General features: G+C 65.6%; 13 protein-coding genes and 2 tRNA genes. 11 read left to right on the top strand and 4 right to left on the bottom strand.

Annotated elements, in window-relative coordinates; genetic code table 11:
• Positions 1-57 precede the first annotated feature (57 nt).
• Both ACW171_RS06965 and ACW171_RS06960 read left to right on the top strand, forming a co-directional pair.
• Positions 58-699 carry an ATP-dependent Clp protease proteolytic subunit gene (locus ACW171_RS06965; RefSeq protein WP_271083448.1) on the top strand — a complete coding sequence of 214 codons (642 nt, stop codon included), beginning with the start codon at positions 58-60 and terminating at the stop codon, positions 697-699.
• Between the two features lie 74 nt (positions 700-773).
• Complete coding sequence (locus ACW171_RS06960; protein ID WP_492096351.1) at positions 774-1,094, top strand: hypothetical protein; 321 nt, start codon at positions 774-776, stop codon at positions 1,092-1,094.
• 275 nt (positions 1,095-1,369) lie between these two features.
• Here ACW171_RS06960 and ACW171_RS06955 read toward each other — a convergent pair whose 3' ends face one another.
• A complete protein-coding gene (locus tag ACW171_RS06955; RefSeq protein ID WP_492096350.1) occupies positions 1,370-2,026 on the bottom strand; it encodes an HAD-IB family hydrolase in 657 nt (218 codons plus the stop codon).
• A 186-nt stretch (positions 2,027-2,212) separates the two neighbouring features.
• Between ACW171_RS06955 and clpX the strand changes: the two genes are divergently transcribed.
• On the top strand, positions 2,213-3,478 hold the full coding sequence (gene clpX, locus ACW171_RS06950) for an ATP-dependent Clp protease ATP-binding subunit ClpX (RefSeq protein WP_492096349.1): 1,266 nt from the start codon (positions 2,213-2,215) through the stop codon (positions 3,476-3,478).
• Between the two features lie 234 nt (positions 3,479-3,712).
• Positions 3,713-6,115, top strand: coding sequence for an endopeptidase La (gene lon, locus ACW171_RS06945; protein ID WP_492096348.1), 2,403 nt, complete (start codon positions 3,713-3,715; stop codon positions 6,113-6,115).
• Positions 6,116-6,161: 46 nt separating this feature from the next.
• Here the strand turns inward: lon and ACW171_RS06940 are convergent.
• Both ACW171_RS06940 and ACW171_RS06935 read right to left on the bottom strand, forming a co-directional pair.
• Positions 6,162-6,238 (bottom strand) — tRNA-Val (locus ACW171_RS06940).
• A gap of 137 nt (positions 6,239-6,375) precedes the next feature.
• On the bottom strand, positions 6,376-9,579 hold the full coding sequence (locus ACW171_RS06935) for an autotransporter outer membrane beta-barrel domain-containing protein (protein ID WP_492096347.1): 3,204 nt from the start codon (positions 9,577-9,579) through the stop codon (positions 6,376-6,378).
• A 197-nt stretch (positions 9,580-9,776) separates the two neighbouring features.
• On the opposite strand from ACW171_RS06935, the gene ACW171_RS06930 reads away from it, so the two are divergent.
• From ACW171_RS06930 to ACW171_RS06915, 4 genes are all read left to right on the top strand, one after another.
• On the top strand, positions 9,777-10,673 hold the full coding sequence (locus tag ACW171_RS06930) for an SPFH domain-containing protein (protein ID WP_492096346.1): 897 nt from the start codon (positions 9,777-9,779) through the stop codon (positions 10,671-10,673).
• Between the two features lie 3 nt (positions 10,674-10,676).
• Complete coding sequence (locus tag ACW171_RS06925; RefSeq protein ID WP_492096345.1) at positions 10,677-10,859, top strand: type II toxin-antitoxin system antitoxin; 183 nt, start codon at positions 10,677-10,679, stop codon at positions 10,857-10,859.
• 112 nt (positions 10,860-10,971) lie between these two features.
• On the top strand, positions 10,972-12,222 hold the full coding sequence (locus tag ACW171_RS06920; protein WP_492096344.1) for a glycosyltransferase: 1,251 nt from the start codon (positions 10,972-10,974) through the stop codon (positions 12,220-12,222).
• Between the two features lie 78 nt (positions 12,223-12,300).
• Entirely contained in the window at positions 12,301-13,266 is a 966-nt protein-coding gene (locus ACW171_RS06915) for a hypothetical protein (protein WP_492096343.1), read from the top strand.
• A 153-nt stretch (positions 13,267-13,419) separates the two neighbouring features.
• On the opposite strand, the gene ACW171_RS06910 is transcribed toward ACW171_RS06915, so the two are convergent.
• Positions 13,420-13,496, bottom strand: a tRNA-Asp gene (locus tag ACW171_RS06910).
• 257 nt (positions 13,497-13,753) lie between these two features.
• Between ACW171_RS06910 and ndhC the strand changes: the two genes are divergently transcribed.
• Genes ndhC through ACW171_RS06895 form a run of 3 tightly spaced genes read left to right on the top strand, consistent with a single transcriptional unit; the run spans position 13,754 to position 15,392 of the window.
• Positions 13,754-14,131, top strand: coding sequence for an NADH-quinone oxidoreductase subunit A (gene ndhC / locus ACW171_RS06905; RefSeq protein WP_492096342.1), 378 nt, complete (start codon positions 13,754-13,756; stop codon positions 14,129-14,131).
• Positions 14,101-14,739 (top strand): NuoB/complex I 20 kDa subunit family protein, encoded by a 639-nt coding sequence (locus ACW171_RS06900; RefSeq protein WP_492096341.1) that lies wholly within the window; start codon positions 14,101-14,103, stop codon positions 14,737-14,739. The genes ndhC and ACW171_RS06900 overlap by 31 nt, the downstream gene beginning before the upstream one ends.
• On the top strand, positions 14,736-15,392 hold the full coding sequence (locus ACW171_RS06895) for an NADH-quinone oxidoreductase subunit C (RefSeq protein WP_492096340.1): 657 nt from the start codon (positions 14,736-14,738) through the stop codon (positions 15,390-15,392). Before ACW171_RS06900 ends, ACW171_RS06895 begins: the two co-directional genes overlap by 4 nt.
• The last annotated feature ends 100 nt before the right edge of the window (positions 15,393-15,492 follow it).

Below are 15,492 nucleotides of genomic sequence, written 5' to 3'. Positions count from 1 at the left end.
ATATGAGCACGGAACCGCGACCGACCTGAGTCGCGGGCCCTGCATCAGCGAGATCCCATGCGCGACCCGATCGACTACATCTCCAACAACCTCGTTCCCATGGTGGTGGAGCAATCCAGCCGCGGCGAACGGGCGTTCGACATCTTCTCGCGCCTGCTGCGCGAGCGCATCATCTTCCTGACCGGCCCGTTCGAGGACGGCATGGCCAGCCTGATCTGCGCCCAGCTGCTGTTCCTGGAATCGGAGAACCCGAAGAAGGAAATCAGCATGTATATCAACAGCCCCGGCGGTCAGGTGACCTCGGCGCTCGCGATCTACGACACCATGCAGTACATCAAGTCGCCGGTGTCGACGGTGGTCATGGGCATGGCGGCCTCCGCCGGCTCCCTGATCCTGACGGCGGGTGAGGCGGGCCAGCGTATCGCCCTGCCGAACGCGCGCGTCATGGTCCACCAGCCTTCGGGCGGTTTCCGCGGCACGGCCTCGGACATCGAGCGTCACGCCGAGGACATCATCGCCACCAAGCGTCGCCTGAACGAAATCTACGTCCACCACACGGGCCGGACCTATGAAGAAGTCGAGCGCACCCTGGACCGCGACCACTTCATGACCGCCGAGGAAGCCAAGGCCTGGGGCATCGTCGACCACGTCTACGACAAGCGCACCGAGGCCGAAGCCGACGGCATCAAGACCGTCTGATCCGGTCCGTCCAATGACAAGGGAAGGGCGCGCCATGATCGGCGCGCCCTTTTCGTTTGTGCTATCAGGCCGCCATGCAACACACGCGCGATCTCAAAGGCGTCGTCCAGGTCGACGGCGAAGACTACGAATGGGAGGTCCGTCGCCAGCCCCAGCGGACGACCGGCAACAACTGGGACGGCATCGGCCTCGCGCTGAAGCTGGTGACGGGCCAGCGTGAGGCGATCGTCCTGTTCCCGATGGTGATGCGCGCCAACGGCTCGCCCAATTTCGAGCGCCAGCGGATCAACATCGAGAGCGTGAAGAACGCCGTCCGATCCGCCATGGCCGCAGGCTGGGATCCGACCTCGCGGGGCAAGGTCGTCGTGTTCGACGTGGACGCCGACGGTAATTAGCGCCGCCGAATCCGGCCGAAAAGACTTTATTCCTCGCGCGCTCTTGCGGCTTCGGCCTCGTCGCCCATATCCCGCGCGGGTCTTTGAAACCGTCTGATGACGCCGCTCCGGGGCCATCCCACGGCCTGCGTGGGCGCCGGAGTCGCAAGGGTCGAACCGGTAAGCGATTGAAATCATGCAGGTCGGATGCGACTCTGTCGACTCTGCCACAATTATTTTGGAGTCGCGGTGGATGCGCCTGCCGGCTGCGGTCGTCGCTCGGCCGGCGCCCCGGCTCAGCCGCGCGAAGGACGGCCCGTGAACACCCGGAAACCCGGCTGGTCTGCGATGGCCAGCATCTCGGTGTCACCCGATGTGTCGCCATAGGCGGCGATCAGCTTGAGGTCCTTGCCGAACGCCTCATGCAGACGGCGCACCTTCTCCTCTCCCCGGCAGTTGGGGCCGGAGAAAGCGCCTGTGACCCTGTCTTCGGCGCCGAAGGTCAGATCGGTGCCCAAAAGGGTCTCGGCCCCCAGCCTTCGTGCAAACGGCGCCACCGTGATCTCTGGCGATGCGGTCACGATCACGCGATGAGCGCCCTTGCGACCCCAGTCCTCCCAGGCCGCGAGGGCATCCGGTCGCATGAATTTGTCCCAGACGTGATCGGCGAACCGGTCGGCGTCGGCCTCCAGTTCGGCCCGGGTGACGCCCTTCAGAAACACCTTTACCGAGGCGGCCTTGATCGCCCCCCGATCACGGTCTCGCGCATAGGCCGCCGTCGCCTTGGCCATCTTGATCAGGCCCAGAGCCCAGCCGCCGGGGCCAGCCCGCCAGCGCAGGAACTGGGTGAAGCTGTCGCGGACGGTCAGCGTGCCGTCGAAATCGAACGCGACGATCGGCCGCGTGGGATCGGTGGGCTGGCGAAAGGCCTGTCCGGCACCCATCTCAGTCATTCGCCGTGATCTCCATCTCGCCAGAAATGTCCACGCCAGTCACGACTTCCCCGGCTCGGGCGGGGTTGTGGCGGACGTTCGGATGGGTGATTGTCATTTTTTGAATATCTTCGCGTCCATAGTGGTGGAATCAACGCGGGAAAAGCGCGTCCGTCCCATTGAACGGCGCGAGAGTGAGAAGGGTCTATGACCAAAGCAGCCGGCACAGACGCCAAGTCGACGCTCTATTGCAGCTTCTGCGGCAAGAGCCAGCACGAGGTGCGCAAGCTCATCGCCGGACCGACGGTGTTCATCTGCGATGAATGCGTCGAACTGTGCATGGACATCATCCGCGAAGAGCACAAGATCGGCTTCGTGAAGTCCAAGGACGGGGTTCCGACTCCGAAGGAAATCCGCGAAGTCCTGGACGATTACGTCATCGGCCAGAACCACGCCAAGAAGGTCCTCTCGGTCGCGGTCCACAACCACTACAAGCGCCTGAACCACGCGACGAAGAACAACGACGTCGAGCTGGCGAAGTCCAACATCATGCTGATCGGGCCCACGGGCTCGGGCAAGACGCTGCTGGCCCAGACGCTGGCCCGCATCATCGACGTGCCCTTCACCATGGCCGATGCCACCACCCTGACCGAAGCCGGTTATGTGGGTGAGGATGTCGAGAACATCATCCTGAAGCTGCTCCAGGCGTCCGACTACAACGTCGAGCGCGCCCAGCGCGGCATCGTCTACATCGATGAAATCGACAAGATCTCGCGGAAGTCCGACAACCCCTCGATCACCCGCGACGTCTCGGGCGAGGGCGTGCAGCAGGCCCTCTTGAAGATCATGGAAGGCACCGTCGCCTCCGTGCCCCCTCAGGGCGGCCGCAAGCATCCGCAGCAGGAGTTCCTGCAGGTCGACACCGCCAACATCCTGTTCATCGTCGGCGGTGCCTTCGCCGGCCTGGAGAAGGTGATCTCGGCGCGCGGAGCAGGGGCCTCGATCGGCTTCGGCGCCAAGGTGTCGAACGTCGACGAACGCCGCACCGGCGACATCCTGAAGGGCGTCGAGCCCGACGACCTGATGCGTTTCGGTCTGATCCCCGAGTTCATCGGCCGTCTGCCCGTTCTGGCGACGCTGGAGGACCTGGACGAAGCGGCCCTGGTCACCATCCTGACCGAGCCGAAGAACGCCCTGGTCAAGCAGTACAAGCGCCTGTTCGAGATGGAGAACGTCAACCTGACCTTCACCGACGACGCGCTCAACGCTGTCGCCAAGAAGGCCATCACGCGCAAGACCGGCGCTCGCGGCCTGCGTTCCATTCTGGAAGGCATCCTGCTGGAGACGATGTTCGAACTGCCCACCTTCGAGGGCGTCGAGGAAGTCGTCGTCAACGCCGAGGTCATCGACGGCAAGGCCCAGCCTTTGCTGATCTATGCCGAGAAGAAAAAGGCCGCCGACGGCGCCGCCTGACCACCGGGCTTTCGGCCCAAGGAACCGGGGCGGGACCATCGCGGTCCCGCCCTTTTTCTTTGCAGACCGGCGGAGTTGTGCATCGTCCCGCCGCAGCGCTTGAACCTCGGGGCCAAGGGGCCACATACTCACCCTAACGCCGTCGGAATCGACGGGCCTGTCCAGGGTGTCGCTGCATAATGCGGGGCGTCCGGTCAGGCGGACCGGAGATGATCGAAGGTCCAGGAGCGCATTATGACTGAGAGTAAAATTCTGCCCGTCCTGCCTTTGCGGGACATCGTCGTCTTCCCCCACATGGTCGTGCCGCTCTTCGTAGGGCGCGAGAAATCCGTGCGGGCCCTCGACGAGATCATGAAGGGTGAGAAGCAGATCCTGCTGGCCACCCAGAAGAACAGCGTCGACGACGATCCGTCGCCGGACGCTATCTATCCGATCGGCGTGCTGGCCACCGTGCTGCAGCTGCTGAAACTGCCCGACGGCACCGTGAAGGTCCTGGTCGAAGGCAAGGGCCGCGCCCGCCTGACCCGCTTCACCGACCGCGAGGAGTATTTCGAGGCCGAGGCCGTCGAGATCGAGGACGACCTGGGCGAACCGTCCCAGGCCGAGGCCCTGCTGCGCGCCGTGGTCGAGCAGTTCGAATCCTATGTGAAGCTCAACAAGAAGGTCCCGCCCGAGGCCCTCAGCTCCATCCCCCAGATCACCGATGCGTCGAAGCTGGCCGACAGCGTAGCCGCCCACCTGTCGGTCAAGATCGCCGACAAGCAGGCACTGCTTGAGACCATCGCCGTCCCCGCGCGTCTGGAGAAGGTCTACGGCCTGATGGAGGGCGAGATTTCCGTCCTGCAGGTCGAAAAGAAGATCCGCTCGCGCGTGAAGCGCCAGATGGAGAAGACCCAGCGTGAATATTATCTCAACGAGCAGATGAAGGCGATTCAGCGCGAGCTGGGCGAGACCGACGACGCTCGCGACGAGATCATGGAGCTGGAAAAGCGCATCCGTAAGACGCGCCTGTCCAAGGAAGCTCGCACCAAGGCCGAGGCCGAGGTCAAGAAACTGCGCAACATGAGCCCGATGTCGGCCGAGTCGACCGTGGTCCGGAACTACCTCGACTGGCTGCTGTCGATCCCGTGGGGCAAGTCCAAGCAGAAGCCGATCGACCTCGACAAGGCCGAGGAGATTCTTGAGGAAGACCACTACGGCCTGGAAAAGGTCAAGGAACGGATCATCGAGTATCTGGCGGTGCAGGCGCGCACCAACAGCCTCAAGGGACCGATCCTGTGCCTCGTCGGCCCTCCGGGCGTCGGCAAGACCTCGCTGGCCAAGTCGATCGCCAAGGCCACCGGGCGTGAGTACGTCCGCATGTCCCTGGGCGGCATGCGCGACGAGGCCGAGATCCGCGGTCACCGCCGGACCTACATCGGCTCGATGCCCGGCAAGATCATCCAGTCCATGAAGAAGGTGAAGACGACGAACGCCTTCATCCTGCTGGACGAGATCGACAAGCTGGGCGCCGACTGGCGCGGGGATCCGTCCTCGGCCCTGCTGGAGGTGCTGGATCCGGCGCAGAACAATGCGTTCGGCGACCACTATCTGGAGGTCGACTACGACCTGTCGAACATCATGTTCGTCACCACGGCCAACAGCCTGGACATGCCTCAGCCCCTGATGGACCGGATGGAGATCATCCGGGTCTCCGGCTACACCGAGGACGAGAAGGTCGAGATCGCCAAGCGTCACGTCCTGCCCAAGGTCACCAAGGACAATGGCCTGACGCCGGCCGAGTTCGTGGTGCCTGACGACATGATCCGCGACCTGATCCGCTACTACACCCGCGAAGCCGGGGTGCGGTCGCTGGAGCGGGCGCTGGGCGGTCTGGCCCGCAAGGCGGTGCGTGAAATGTCCAAGCAGAACACGCTGTCGATCACCATCGACGCGGCCAAGCTGGCCGAATACGCGGGCATTCGTAAGTTCCGCTATGGCGAGACCGACGAGGAGGATCAGGTCGGCATCGTCACCGGCCTGGCCTGGACCCAGTTCGGCGGGGACATCCTGACCATCGAGGCGATCAAGATGCCGGGCCGCGGTCGCATGACCGTCACCGGCAACCTGAAGGACGTGATGAAGGAATCGATCTCGGCGGCGGCCTCCTACGTCCGCAGCCGGTCGCTGGCCTTCGGCGTCAAGCCGCCGGTGTTCGAGAAGACCGACATCCACGTCCACGTACCGGACGGCGCCACGCCCAAGGACGGTCCGTCCGCCGGCGTCGCCATGACCGTGGCCATGGTCTCGGTCCTGACCGGTGTCCCCATCCGCAAGGACATCGCCATGACCGGCGAGATCACTCTGCGCGGTCGCGTGACGGCGATCGGCGGCCTGAAGGAGAAGTTGCTCGCAGCGCTGCGCTCGGGCGTGAAGACGGTGCTGATCCCGCAGGAAAACGAGAAGGACCTCGCCGACGTGCCGGACAATGTGAAGGGCGCGCTGGAGATCGTCCCGATCTCGACGGCCGACGAGGCGCTCAAGTGGGCCCTGACCGGCTCCCTGACGCCTGTGGAATGGGACGAGGTGGCCGAGCCGCTGAACCCGGCTCCGCAGGCTCCTCCGGCCCCCGACGGATCGACAGTCGTCAGCCACTGAGACCAGAAAGGCCGCCGGAGCGATCCGGCGGCCTTTTTCTCGGGTGTGGTAGGCGGCGACGGGTTCGAACCGCCGACCCTCTCGGTGTAAACGAGATGCTCTGACCAGCTGAGCTAGCCGCCCATTCCACGGCGTCTAACTGCCCGGCCAACGCTCCGGGTTCAACCGCCAAGCACAAAAAAGGCCGCCGGAGCGATCCGGCGGCCTCTGTTTTGCATCGTCAAACCGACCAGGTCTGACGACCAAATCGATCAAGTCGATCAGAACCGGAAGCTGGCCCGCAGCAGAAGGGTGTAGCGGACATAGTCCTCGATCATCTCGGCATCGGCGCTGATCGAGATCTTGCCCAGGTCGTTGCCGACGCTGAGGTGGAAGCCCGCGATCGGTCCGCCGCCCTCGATCGATTCCGGCGTCAGGGTGAACGGCGAGCCGCCCGAGGCGAAGCGGGCGATGGTCTCGCCCGGATCGACCGAGAAGTTCTGGCGCCAGCCCAGGCGAACCTCTGGACGGATCCAGCCGTTCTCGCCGAACCCGTAGCCGATGTTCACCGCGGCCGTGCCGGTGAACATGTGACCGTCGCGGTCCTCGATATCGAGGTTGAAGCCAGGCTCCAGACCCTGTTCGGTGTGGGCGTCCTCGCTGAGCGAGAAATACTCGGCGTAGACTTCCGGCCGGATGCTGAGGCGACCGAAATTCTTCTCGTATGCCGCCCCGCCGCCCAGCGACAGGGTGAAGCCGTTCCAGCTGGAGGTGTTGATCAGGTTGATGTTCTCGGTCACCAGCTGGCGGGTCGAATCGAAGGTCGCATAACCGCCCGCGGCCCGCGCCCAGGTGCTCCAGGCCTGGCCCTGGGCCCGCCAGTAGAGGCCCAGCTCGACCAGGTTGGCCGACAGGATTTCCTCGGCCTCGGCCTCGGGATCCTCGATGTCCGACGAGGTGAAGGCGATGGACACACCCAGGGCACCCAGGCCCGTCCCGCGTTCGAGGCCGCCCGCGACGCCGAAGCCTTCCGACCGGAAGCCGTAGGTGTCGGTCTTGTCCTTGTCGGCGTAGAAGTTGATTTCCTGCAGCCAGGCTGAGGTCTGGCCCGGCTCCACCGTGGCGTTGCGGCCGCTAAGCGCGCGAGTCACCGCATCGACACCGGACGCGAGCGACAGCAGGGGACCGCCCGAGTGGTCGGGCAGCAGTTGCTCGTAGAGGTCGATGAAGCCGTCACGGCCCGTCTCGGACAGGAAGGCGTCGCGCAGGACGGCGCTGGAGCTGAGCGCGCCATAGAAGCCGTCGAACGCCTGGGCCTCGACCGGGATCAGATCGGCTTCGGCGGCCGTGCGGCGACGCGCGTCGATATAGACGTCACCGGCGGCCACATCGGCGCCCGCGCTGACGACGTAGAGATAGGGCGAGTTCGCCTGCACCGCCGCCTGGTCGATCGTACCGATGCTGAGGCTATTGCCGTCGATGACCGTGAACCGTTGGGCGACGGTCAGCAGAGAGTTGAAGCGGACGCCGAGGTCGGCCCCGTTCGCCATGTTCACCGCGCCGTTGACGCGGAAGCCGGAGGTGTTGCCGGCCGCGGGATCGACGGTGACGATCAGGTTTCCGGTCGCGCCGACGGTCAGGCTGGTCAGGTTGGTGCGGGTGGTCTGACGGGCGTCGAGGGTGCCGTTGGCGACATTAATGTCCAGCAGGCCGTCGGTGTCCGTGATCGCGCCGGTCAGGACGCCGCCGCCGGTGATGTTCAGCCGGTCCGCCCCGGCGCCGAACGAGACGGCTCCGGCCATCGCGCCGTTCTCGAGGCTCAGGAGGTCGGCACCGGAGCCGAACTTGATCGCGCCGATCAGCACCGGCTCGTTGGAATCGGTCACACCGTCGCCGTCGGTGTCGGTATCTGTGGCTGTCGGCGTGCTGGTCTCGCCGAACTGGCGCAGGGTCACGCCCGTCGTATTGGCGGAAACGTCGATCGCGGTGACCGTGCCGGTAAGCGGATCGCCGGCCTCGTTGGCGACCAGCGAGCCCTGGATCACGCCGGCGTTCTGGATCGAGGTCAGGGTGCCGGACAGGTCGCGGATGGCGTTGACGTTCGAGATGCCGCCGCCGGCGGTGGCCAGGATGGTGCCGTTGTTGAACAGGCTCGGCAGGTTGGCGCCCGCCGCGATGTTGATCCCGGTGGCGTCCGAGTTGGTCTTGGTGCTGGAAACGCCGGCGGTGATGGTGCCGATGTTGTCGAACCGGGGCGTGGTGACGCCGGCGCCGATCGAGACGGCCGTGCCGCCGCCGTTGCGCCCGATGGCGCTGATGCCGCCCTCGTTGCGGACACCGCCGGCGATGCTGACCGTCTGGCCGCCCGTGACGCCCAGCTGCATGCCGAGGCCGGCGATGTTGTCGTAGACGCCGTCGCCGTTGATGTTGCCCTTGTTGATCAGGCCGTAGTTGGTGGTCGCCGTGGTTCCGGCCGCGCCCAGGGTGATGCCGCGCGTCGCCGAGCCGACCGTCAGGGCCGCGGCCCCGCCGTAGCTGTTGATGATCAGATTGCCTTCGGAGGCGTCGGCGATGCCGTCGCCGTCCTCGTCCGTTGTGCTGGGCGTGGTGGCGACGTCGGTGATCAGATCGGCCGGACGCGCATCCAGGACCAGACCGCCGCCCACGTTCCCGCCGATCACGACGGCCGAGCCGCCCTGCAGCAGGTCGTCGGCGTCCAGCAGGGCCAGGGCCGCGTCACTGGGACGGGTGGTGTAGCGATAGCCGGTCGCGGCCATGTCGCCTTGCAGCGTCAGGCGGCCGCCGATGTCACCCTGGACGTTGACGGCGTTGACGCCGGCGCCTTGGGCCGTGACGGGGCCGCCCAGATTGACCGCGCCGGAGACGTTGCCGGTCTGGGAGTAGGCGATGGCGTTGTCGCCGACGGCGCGCAGCGAGCCGAAGGTGGTCACGTTGCCGGTCAGACCGCGCTCGATCGAGATGGCGCGAGCATTGGCGCCCTCGGCCAGGATCGCCCCGCCGCTCTCGACGAGAATATTGCCGGTCAGGGCGGTCGGGCCCGTCAGACGCAGGCCATAGCGGTTGGCGCCGGCCGCGATCGGGCCGTCCAGATCGCCGTCGTTGTCGCTGTCGGCATAGGTGTCGATGCTGTCGGTGACCGTGATCGTGCTGCCGATGGTGATATTGGCGGCGGTGGCGTTCGGCCCGACCAGGATCGCGGTCGATCCATCGGCCGAGTTGGCCATGGTGATGTTGGAGCCGGCGTCCAGATCGACGCTGTTGTTCGAATCGACCGTGATGGCCGCGCCGGTGTTCACGGCGATCGAACCGCCGGTGGCCAGGCGGATATCGTCGCGCGCCGTACCTGTCGCGGTCGAGGTGACGATGGGCGTCGTCCGAGCGGTCGAGATGACGACCTCTGCATGCGCCCCTGCGGCCGCCATGAGAGGGGCAAGCGCCACCGCGGTCGCAAACAGTCTACGCATTCGAGAAATCACCCCAAGTGGACACGCGCACGGGCGCCGCGCGCCTTCTAACAGCGGCATCGCGACCTGTCTCAAGTTTCGCGAATTTGAGGCGAATGCAAGGCCGAACCTATGGATCCGGGCGACCGGAGGTCACTGAAAGCGTTGCTGTGTCCTTTGAAGAGTGATATCACTTTTATATCGAAATGGAGGGCGAAATGACCGATCAACGCACAATCTCGAAGGAGCGGCCCGCGCAGACGGCTAACGGCATACTGATGCTGCTGGTCGGCATTGGGCTGATCATTCTGGGGCCCGTGGCCGTGGTCCAGGGGCCGGATGTGGCGCTGTATGTCGTCGGCGGCATCGTTCTGGCCGTGGTCGGATTGTTCCTGCTGTGCGGCCTCTATGCCCTGCAGCCCAACGAGGGCGCGGCGATTCTGCTGTTCGGATCCTACCGCGGCACGGATCGAACCACCGGTCTGCGCTGGGTCCTGCCTTGGTACACGAGGAAGAAGATTTCCTTCCGCGCCCGGAACATCACCTCCGACAAGCTGAAGGTGAATGACAAGCGCGGCAGCCCGGTCGAGATCGCCGCCAACGTGGTCTGGCGCGTCGAGGATTCGGCCCAGGCCTTGTTCGACGTCGACGACTATCAGGCCTTCGTGAACATCCAGATCGACACGGGCCTGCGCGATATCGCCTCCCACTACGCCTACGACCATGGCGAGGAAGAGGAGGGCGTCCAGCAGGAGCTGACCCTGCGCGCCGACGCCGAGGATGTCGCCGGTCGCCTGCGCGACGAACTGGCCAACCGGGTGCGCGTGGCGGGCGTCGCCGTCGACGAGGCGCGTCTGGCCCACCTGGCCTATGCGCCCGAGATCGCCGGGGCCATGCTGCGTCGTCAGCAGGCCGAGGCCATCCTGTCGGCACGCCGCCTGATCGTGCGCGGCGCCGTCGGCATGGTCGAAAGCGCGCTGAAGGATCTGGGCGAGCGCGGCGTCGTGGAACTGGACGAGGACCGCAAGGCCGCCATGGTCTCCAACCTGCTGGTGGTGCTGTGCGCCGACCGCGAGGCCCAGCCCGTGGTCAACACCGGCACCCTCTACGGCTAGGCCGTGGCCAAGGTCCGCAAGCCCTTCCTGATGCGCGCCTCGACCGGGGTGATGACGGCGGTCGAGCGGCTGGCGGCGGCGGAACTGCGGTCTGTGAATGCGCAGGTGGAGATTCTTTTGCGGGAATCCCTGACCCGGCGGGGGATCGTCATCCCCCCGCCGGGTGAGACCGACGATCAGGCTTGAGCTTCGCCAAGCTCAGGCGTAGGGGCGATTTATGGCCCGGCCCAAATCGTCCGCACGCATCCAATCTCGACGGACGCGCGTTCAGCCGCCGACCGCCCCGGAGCACGACCCCATGAGCATGACCGACCTCGACGTTCACGAAGGAGAGCTGCGGCTCATTCCGGGCTGGGACGAGGAAGTCGCCGAAACGCTCAGGGTGCTGAGGGCTTCTACCCAGGACGCTCGGCCGCGCATGGTCGACACGACCATGCTGTACGCGCCGCGCTCAGGCGGGGTGAAACGCTACCTGCTGTCGAAGAAGGCCTGGATCGAGGCGAATCGTCCGGGCGTGGCCCACTCTCTGGTCGTGCCTGGCGCTCGTCATCAGGCAGGCTCGGACGGCATCATCAAGCTGCACGCCACCAAGCTGCCGTTCGGCGACGGCTATCGCTGGCCCTCGTCGGTCAAACGCTGGGGCGCCTGGGTCGCCTCCATGAAGCCCTCGCTGATCGAGGCGGGCGACCCCTATACGCCGGGGCAGGGTGCCCTGGAGGCAGGCCAGCGCGCCGGTTGCCCGGTCGTCGGCTTCTGCCACTCCGATCCGGCGGGTCTGGCCGCGCTCCACTTCGGCGAATGGGCCAAGAAGCCCGTCGAGAAACGCTGGGCCCGCCTGTTCGGCCAGTTCGACCGCGTCATCTCGCCCAGCCGCTTCATCGCCCGCCGCCTGGAAGAGGCCGGCATCCAGGACATCGTCATCCGCCCGCTGGGCGTCGAGATCGACACCTTCCGCCCGGATCGGGGCGATCGGAACTGGCTACTGAAGAAGCTGGGCCTGCCCGCCAGCGCGCGCCTGCTGTGCTTCGCAGGCCGTCCGGCGCGCGAGAAGAATATCGATGTCCTGATCGAGGCGGTCCAGAAGCTGGGCGCCCCCTATCACCTCGTCCTGGTCGGGGCGGGGCAGGGGATGCCCGCCGAGGACCGCGTCATCGCCCTGCCTTACGAGCGCGATCCCAAGGCCGTGGCCCGCATCATCGCCAGCTGCGACGCCTTCGTCCACGCCAACGACAAGGAGCCCTTCGGCCTGATCGTGCTGGAGGCCATGGCCTGCGGTCGCCCGGTCGTCGGCGTCAACGCCGGCGGCGTTGCCGAGACGGTCAACGACAGCGTGGGCCAGCTCTCTCGCAGCGCCGACCCCTCGGACTATGCCGCGGCCATCGAGGCCCTGTTCGAACGCGACATCGAAGCCATCGGCGCCGCAGCGCGGGTGCACACGGTCGAGACCTTCGCCTGGAACCGCGTCTTCGAGGACCTCTGCATGACCTACGGCGAGGTCAGCGGCCGGCCGGAGTTCGTGACGCCGGGTGAGGAACTGGCGGTTCACTGAGCGTCTTGCCGCACAACCGGGGCTTGACTTGATCTCCAACTGCCCGCGTCCTGTGCGCTGATCAGTTGGGAGCTTTTCATGGGGTTCGGGATCGTGGCGCTGGCCGTCGCCGCTGTATTGAGCGGTGCGACCGCCACTGAGCAGGCGAGCCGGCCGCTCGCCGGCAGCCAGGATGAGACGCCAGTCGACGACATCGTCGTGCTTGGCCGCCCATTGCGTGAAGCGACGGTCGCGTTCGTCGATGAGGTGGCGGCGCCCGTGGTGGGCAGCGGCGCGGCGTCCTGGCGGCAAACGCTTTGCATCGGTGTCGGCAATCTGCAGCGCGACGCGGCCGAACAGATCATCGAGCGGATTTCAGCGACGGCCGAAGGTCTCGGCGTCCGTTTGGGCGGGCCGGGCTGCGAACCGCGGGTCTTTATCACCTTCACGGTCGACGCCAACGAAACGACCCGGGCGATGGTCGCCTCGCGGCGCCGTGAGTTCAGGCTGAACATGTCCGGCTCCAATCGGGGCTCGCGAGCCCTGGCGCGGTTCCAGAACACCGACGCGGCGGTGCGCTGGTGGCACGTCAGCATTCCGGTGGATCGCGATACGGGAATCGCGGCGAACCGGGCTCCGGGAGATGAGCCGTTTGCGCCGTCGGGGGATCTCACGAGCCCGAACGACTTCGGCGATAACCGGAGGATCGTGACCGCCTCGCTTCTGCGAAACGATCTTCGGGACGACCTGGCCCAGGTCATCATCGTGGTCGATGTGGACAGAATCGGCGGGGTTACGACCGATCAGCTGGCCGCCTATCTGACCATGATCGCGCTGGTTCAGGTCGACCCGGAGGCGCAACCTCGCGGCTACGATACGATCCTGAATCTGTTCGAGGATACTGCACGCGCGCCAGCGACCCTGACCAATTGGGACCTGGCCTTTCTCAGTGGCGTCTATGGCGCGGAACAGAGCCAGATTTCCGGTCAGGGAAGGCTAGGTGCGGTCGCCTCCGCCATGGCGCATTCGGTCCGCGTGCAGATGCGGACGGCGCCCGGAGAATAGGCGCGGTCTCTGCGCGATTCGCACGTCGCGTTTGCAGCGTTGGCGGTTCTCGACGCGTTGGATTTGCAGTCGTCGACCAGCGCAAGGACGGCTGTCTGGTCTTGAAGATCAAATGGGGGCGGGGCGCGCGCCACTTTCTGCAATCACAGAAAGTGGCGCGAGTGACGGGACTCGAACCCGCGACCTCCGGCGTGACAGGCCGGCACTCTAACCAACTGAGCTACACCCGCGTTTCCCGCTGCGTCGTTTCCTCGGCGGCGAGGGGCGTCGTTTAGGCGGGGGGGCTGTTCCCTGTCAACGACCTTTTGGACGATTTCGACAGATTTCCGAGTTGTCCGAAAACCGGTCCGCGTACCCGCGAAAACCTCGAATTTCTGCGAACCGTTCGCAAGAAAAATCCTTTCGCCGCTTGGGTTTGAACCGTCGCCGGGTTGGGTCTAGAAAGCGCCGAATCCGCCGCCCTCCCACGCGGCATGGACCCAATTCTATGAACGCATTTCTCCTTCAGTATCTGCCGATCGTGATCTTCGTCGTGATCGCCGTCGTGATCGGTGTCGGCTTCATGGTCGCCTCGTGGTCCATGGCGCCGTCCAGCCCCGACTCGGAAAAGCTTTCGGCCTACGAGTGCGGCTTCAATGCCTTCGATGACGCGCGGATGAAGTTCGACGTGCGGTTCTATCTCGTGTCGATCCTGTTCATCATCTTCGACCTGGAAGTGGCCTTCCTGTTCCCCTGGGCCGTGTCGATGTTCGACCTGACCCGTGGCGGCATGATCTTCGCCTTCTGGTCGATGATGGCCTTCCTGGGCGTCCTGACGGTCGGCTTCATCTACGAATGGAAGAAGGGCGCGCTGGAATGGCAGTGATCTCTCCCCCCCTTACGGGTGTGACCGGCGGCGTGATCGCCCCGTCCTCGCCCCTGCCGACTGCCTATGGTCAGGGCGGGCGTTCGACGGTCGAAGGCTATGACCCCAAGATTCACGACAAGTTCTTCGAGGCGGTCAACACCGAGGTTACCGAGCAGGGCTTCCTGACGGCCTCGCTGGACGACGTCATCAACTGGGCCCGCACGGGCTCCTTGATGTGGATGACCTTCGGTCTGGCCTGCTGCGCCGTGGAGATGATCCAGGCGTCGATGCCGCGCTATGATCTGGAGCGGTTCGGCATGGCCCCGCGCGCCAGCCCGCGTCAGTCGGACCTGATGATCGTCGCCGGCACCCTGACCAACAAGATGGCTCCGGCCCTGCGCAAGGTCTACGACCAGATGCCGGACCCCCGCTACGTCCTGTCCATGGGTTCCTGCGCCAACGGCGGCGGCTACTACCACTACAGCTACAGTGTCGTGCGCGGTTGCGACCGGATCGTTCCGGTGGACGTCTACGTCCCCGGCTGTCCGCCGACGGCGGAGGCGCTGGTCTATGGCCTGCTGCAGCTGCAGAAGAAGATCCGTCGCACCGGGACCATCGAACGATGAGCGGTCATCTCGCCGCCGTTGCGCGGAACGCCGAGATCCTGACCCCGCTGGGCCAGGAGATGGTCGCAGAGCTGCAGGTCGATGCGACCGTGGCCTGGGGCGAGCTGACGATCGTCTGCCACCGCGACCGGATCGTCGAGGTCCTGACCTCGCTGCGTGACCGTTTCGGCTTCCAGCAGCTGCTGGACGTCTGCGGCGTCGACTATCCGGATCGCGCCGAGCGGTTCGAGGTGGTCTACCATTTGTTGTCGCTGACGCGGAACGCCCGCATCCGGGTCAAGGTCACGACCGACGAGATCCAGCCCGTCCCCAGCGTGATCGAAGTCTACCCCTCGGCCAACTGGTTCGAGCGCGAGGCGTTCGACATGTACGGGATGCTGTTCTCGAACCACCCGGACCTTCGCCGGCTCCTGACCGACTACGGCTTCCAGGGGCATCCCCTGCGCAAGGACTTCCCGATGACGGGCTATGTCGAGGTCCGCTACGACGAAGAGCAGAAGCGGGTGGTCTATGAGCCCGTCAAGCTGACCCAGGAATATCGGAACTTCGACTTCCTCTCCCCGTGGGAAGGCGCCGAGTATCCTGCGCCGGTCCTGCCGGGCGACGAGAAGGCCGTCGGCTCGGCCGGCACGCCTTCGGGAGGCAAGGCCTGATGGCTGACGACATGAAGATCGCCAACGCGACCCCTGACCGCGCTTCGCTGGACGTGGTTGCCGACGACCTGGGTCACATCTCGCACGACGTGGACGCCTT

The organism is Brevundimonas sp. FV1ye28 (assembly GCF_058681135.1).
This window is presented reverse-complemented; position numbering and strand designations above follow the sequence as displayed.

Coding starts and splice junctions, on each gene's coding strand:
- ACW171_RS06965 (WP_271083448.1), top strand. CDS start 58: ATGCGCGACCCGATCGACTACATCTCCAACAACCTCGTTCCCATGGTG.
- ACW171_RS06960 (WP_492096351.1), top strand. CDS start 774: ATGCAACACACGCGCGATCTCAAAGGCGTCGTCCAGGTCGACGGCGAA.
- ACW171_RS06955 (WP_492096350.1), bottom strand. CDS start 2,026: ATGACTGAGATGGGTGCCGGACAGGCCTTTCGCCAGCCCACCGATCCC.
- clpX (WP_492096349.1), top strand. CDS start 2,213: ATGACCAAAGCAGCCGGCACAGACGCCAAGTCGACGCTCTATTGCAGC.
- lon (WP_492096348.1), top strand. CDS start 3,713: ATGACTGAGAGTAAAATTCTGCCCGTCCTGCCTTTGCGGGACATCGTC.
- ACW171_RS06935 (WP_492096347.1), bottom strand. CDS start 9,579: ATGCGTAGACTGTTTGCGACCGCGGTGGCGCTTGCCCCTCTCATGGCG.
- ACW171_RS06930 (WP_492096346.1), top strand. CDS start 9,777: ATGACCGATCAACGCACAATCTCGAAGGAGCGGCCCGCGCAGACGGCT.
- ACW171_RS06920 (WP_492096344.1), top strand. CDS start 10,972: ATGAGCATGACCGACCTCGACGTTCACGAAGGAGAGCTGCGGCTCATT.
- ACW171_RS06915 (WP_492096343.1), top strand. CDS start 12,301: ATGGGGTTCGGGATCGTGGCGCTGGCCGTCGCCGCTGTATTGAGCGGT.
- ndhC (WP_492096342.1), top strand. CDS start 13,754: ATGAACGCATTTCTCCTTCAGTATCTGCCGATCGTGATCTTCGTCGTG.
- ACW171_RS06900 (WP_492096341.1), top strand. CDS start 14,101: ATGGAAGAAGGGCGCGCTGGAATGGCAGTGATCTCTCCCCCCCTTACG.
- ACW171_RS06895 (WP_492096340.1), top strand. CDS start 14,736: ATGAGCGGTCATCTCGCCGCCGTTGCGCGGAACGCCGAGATCCTGACC.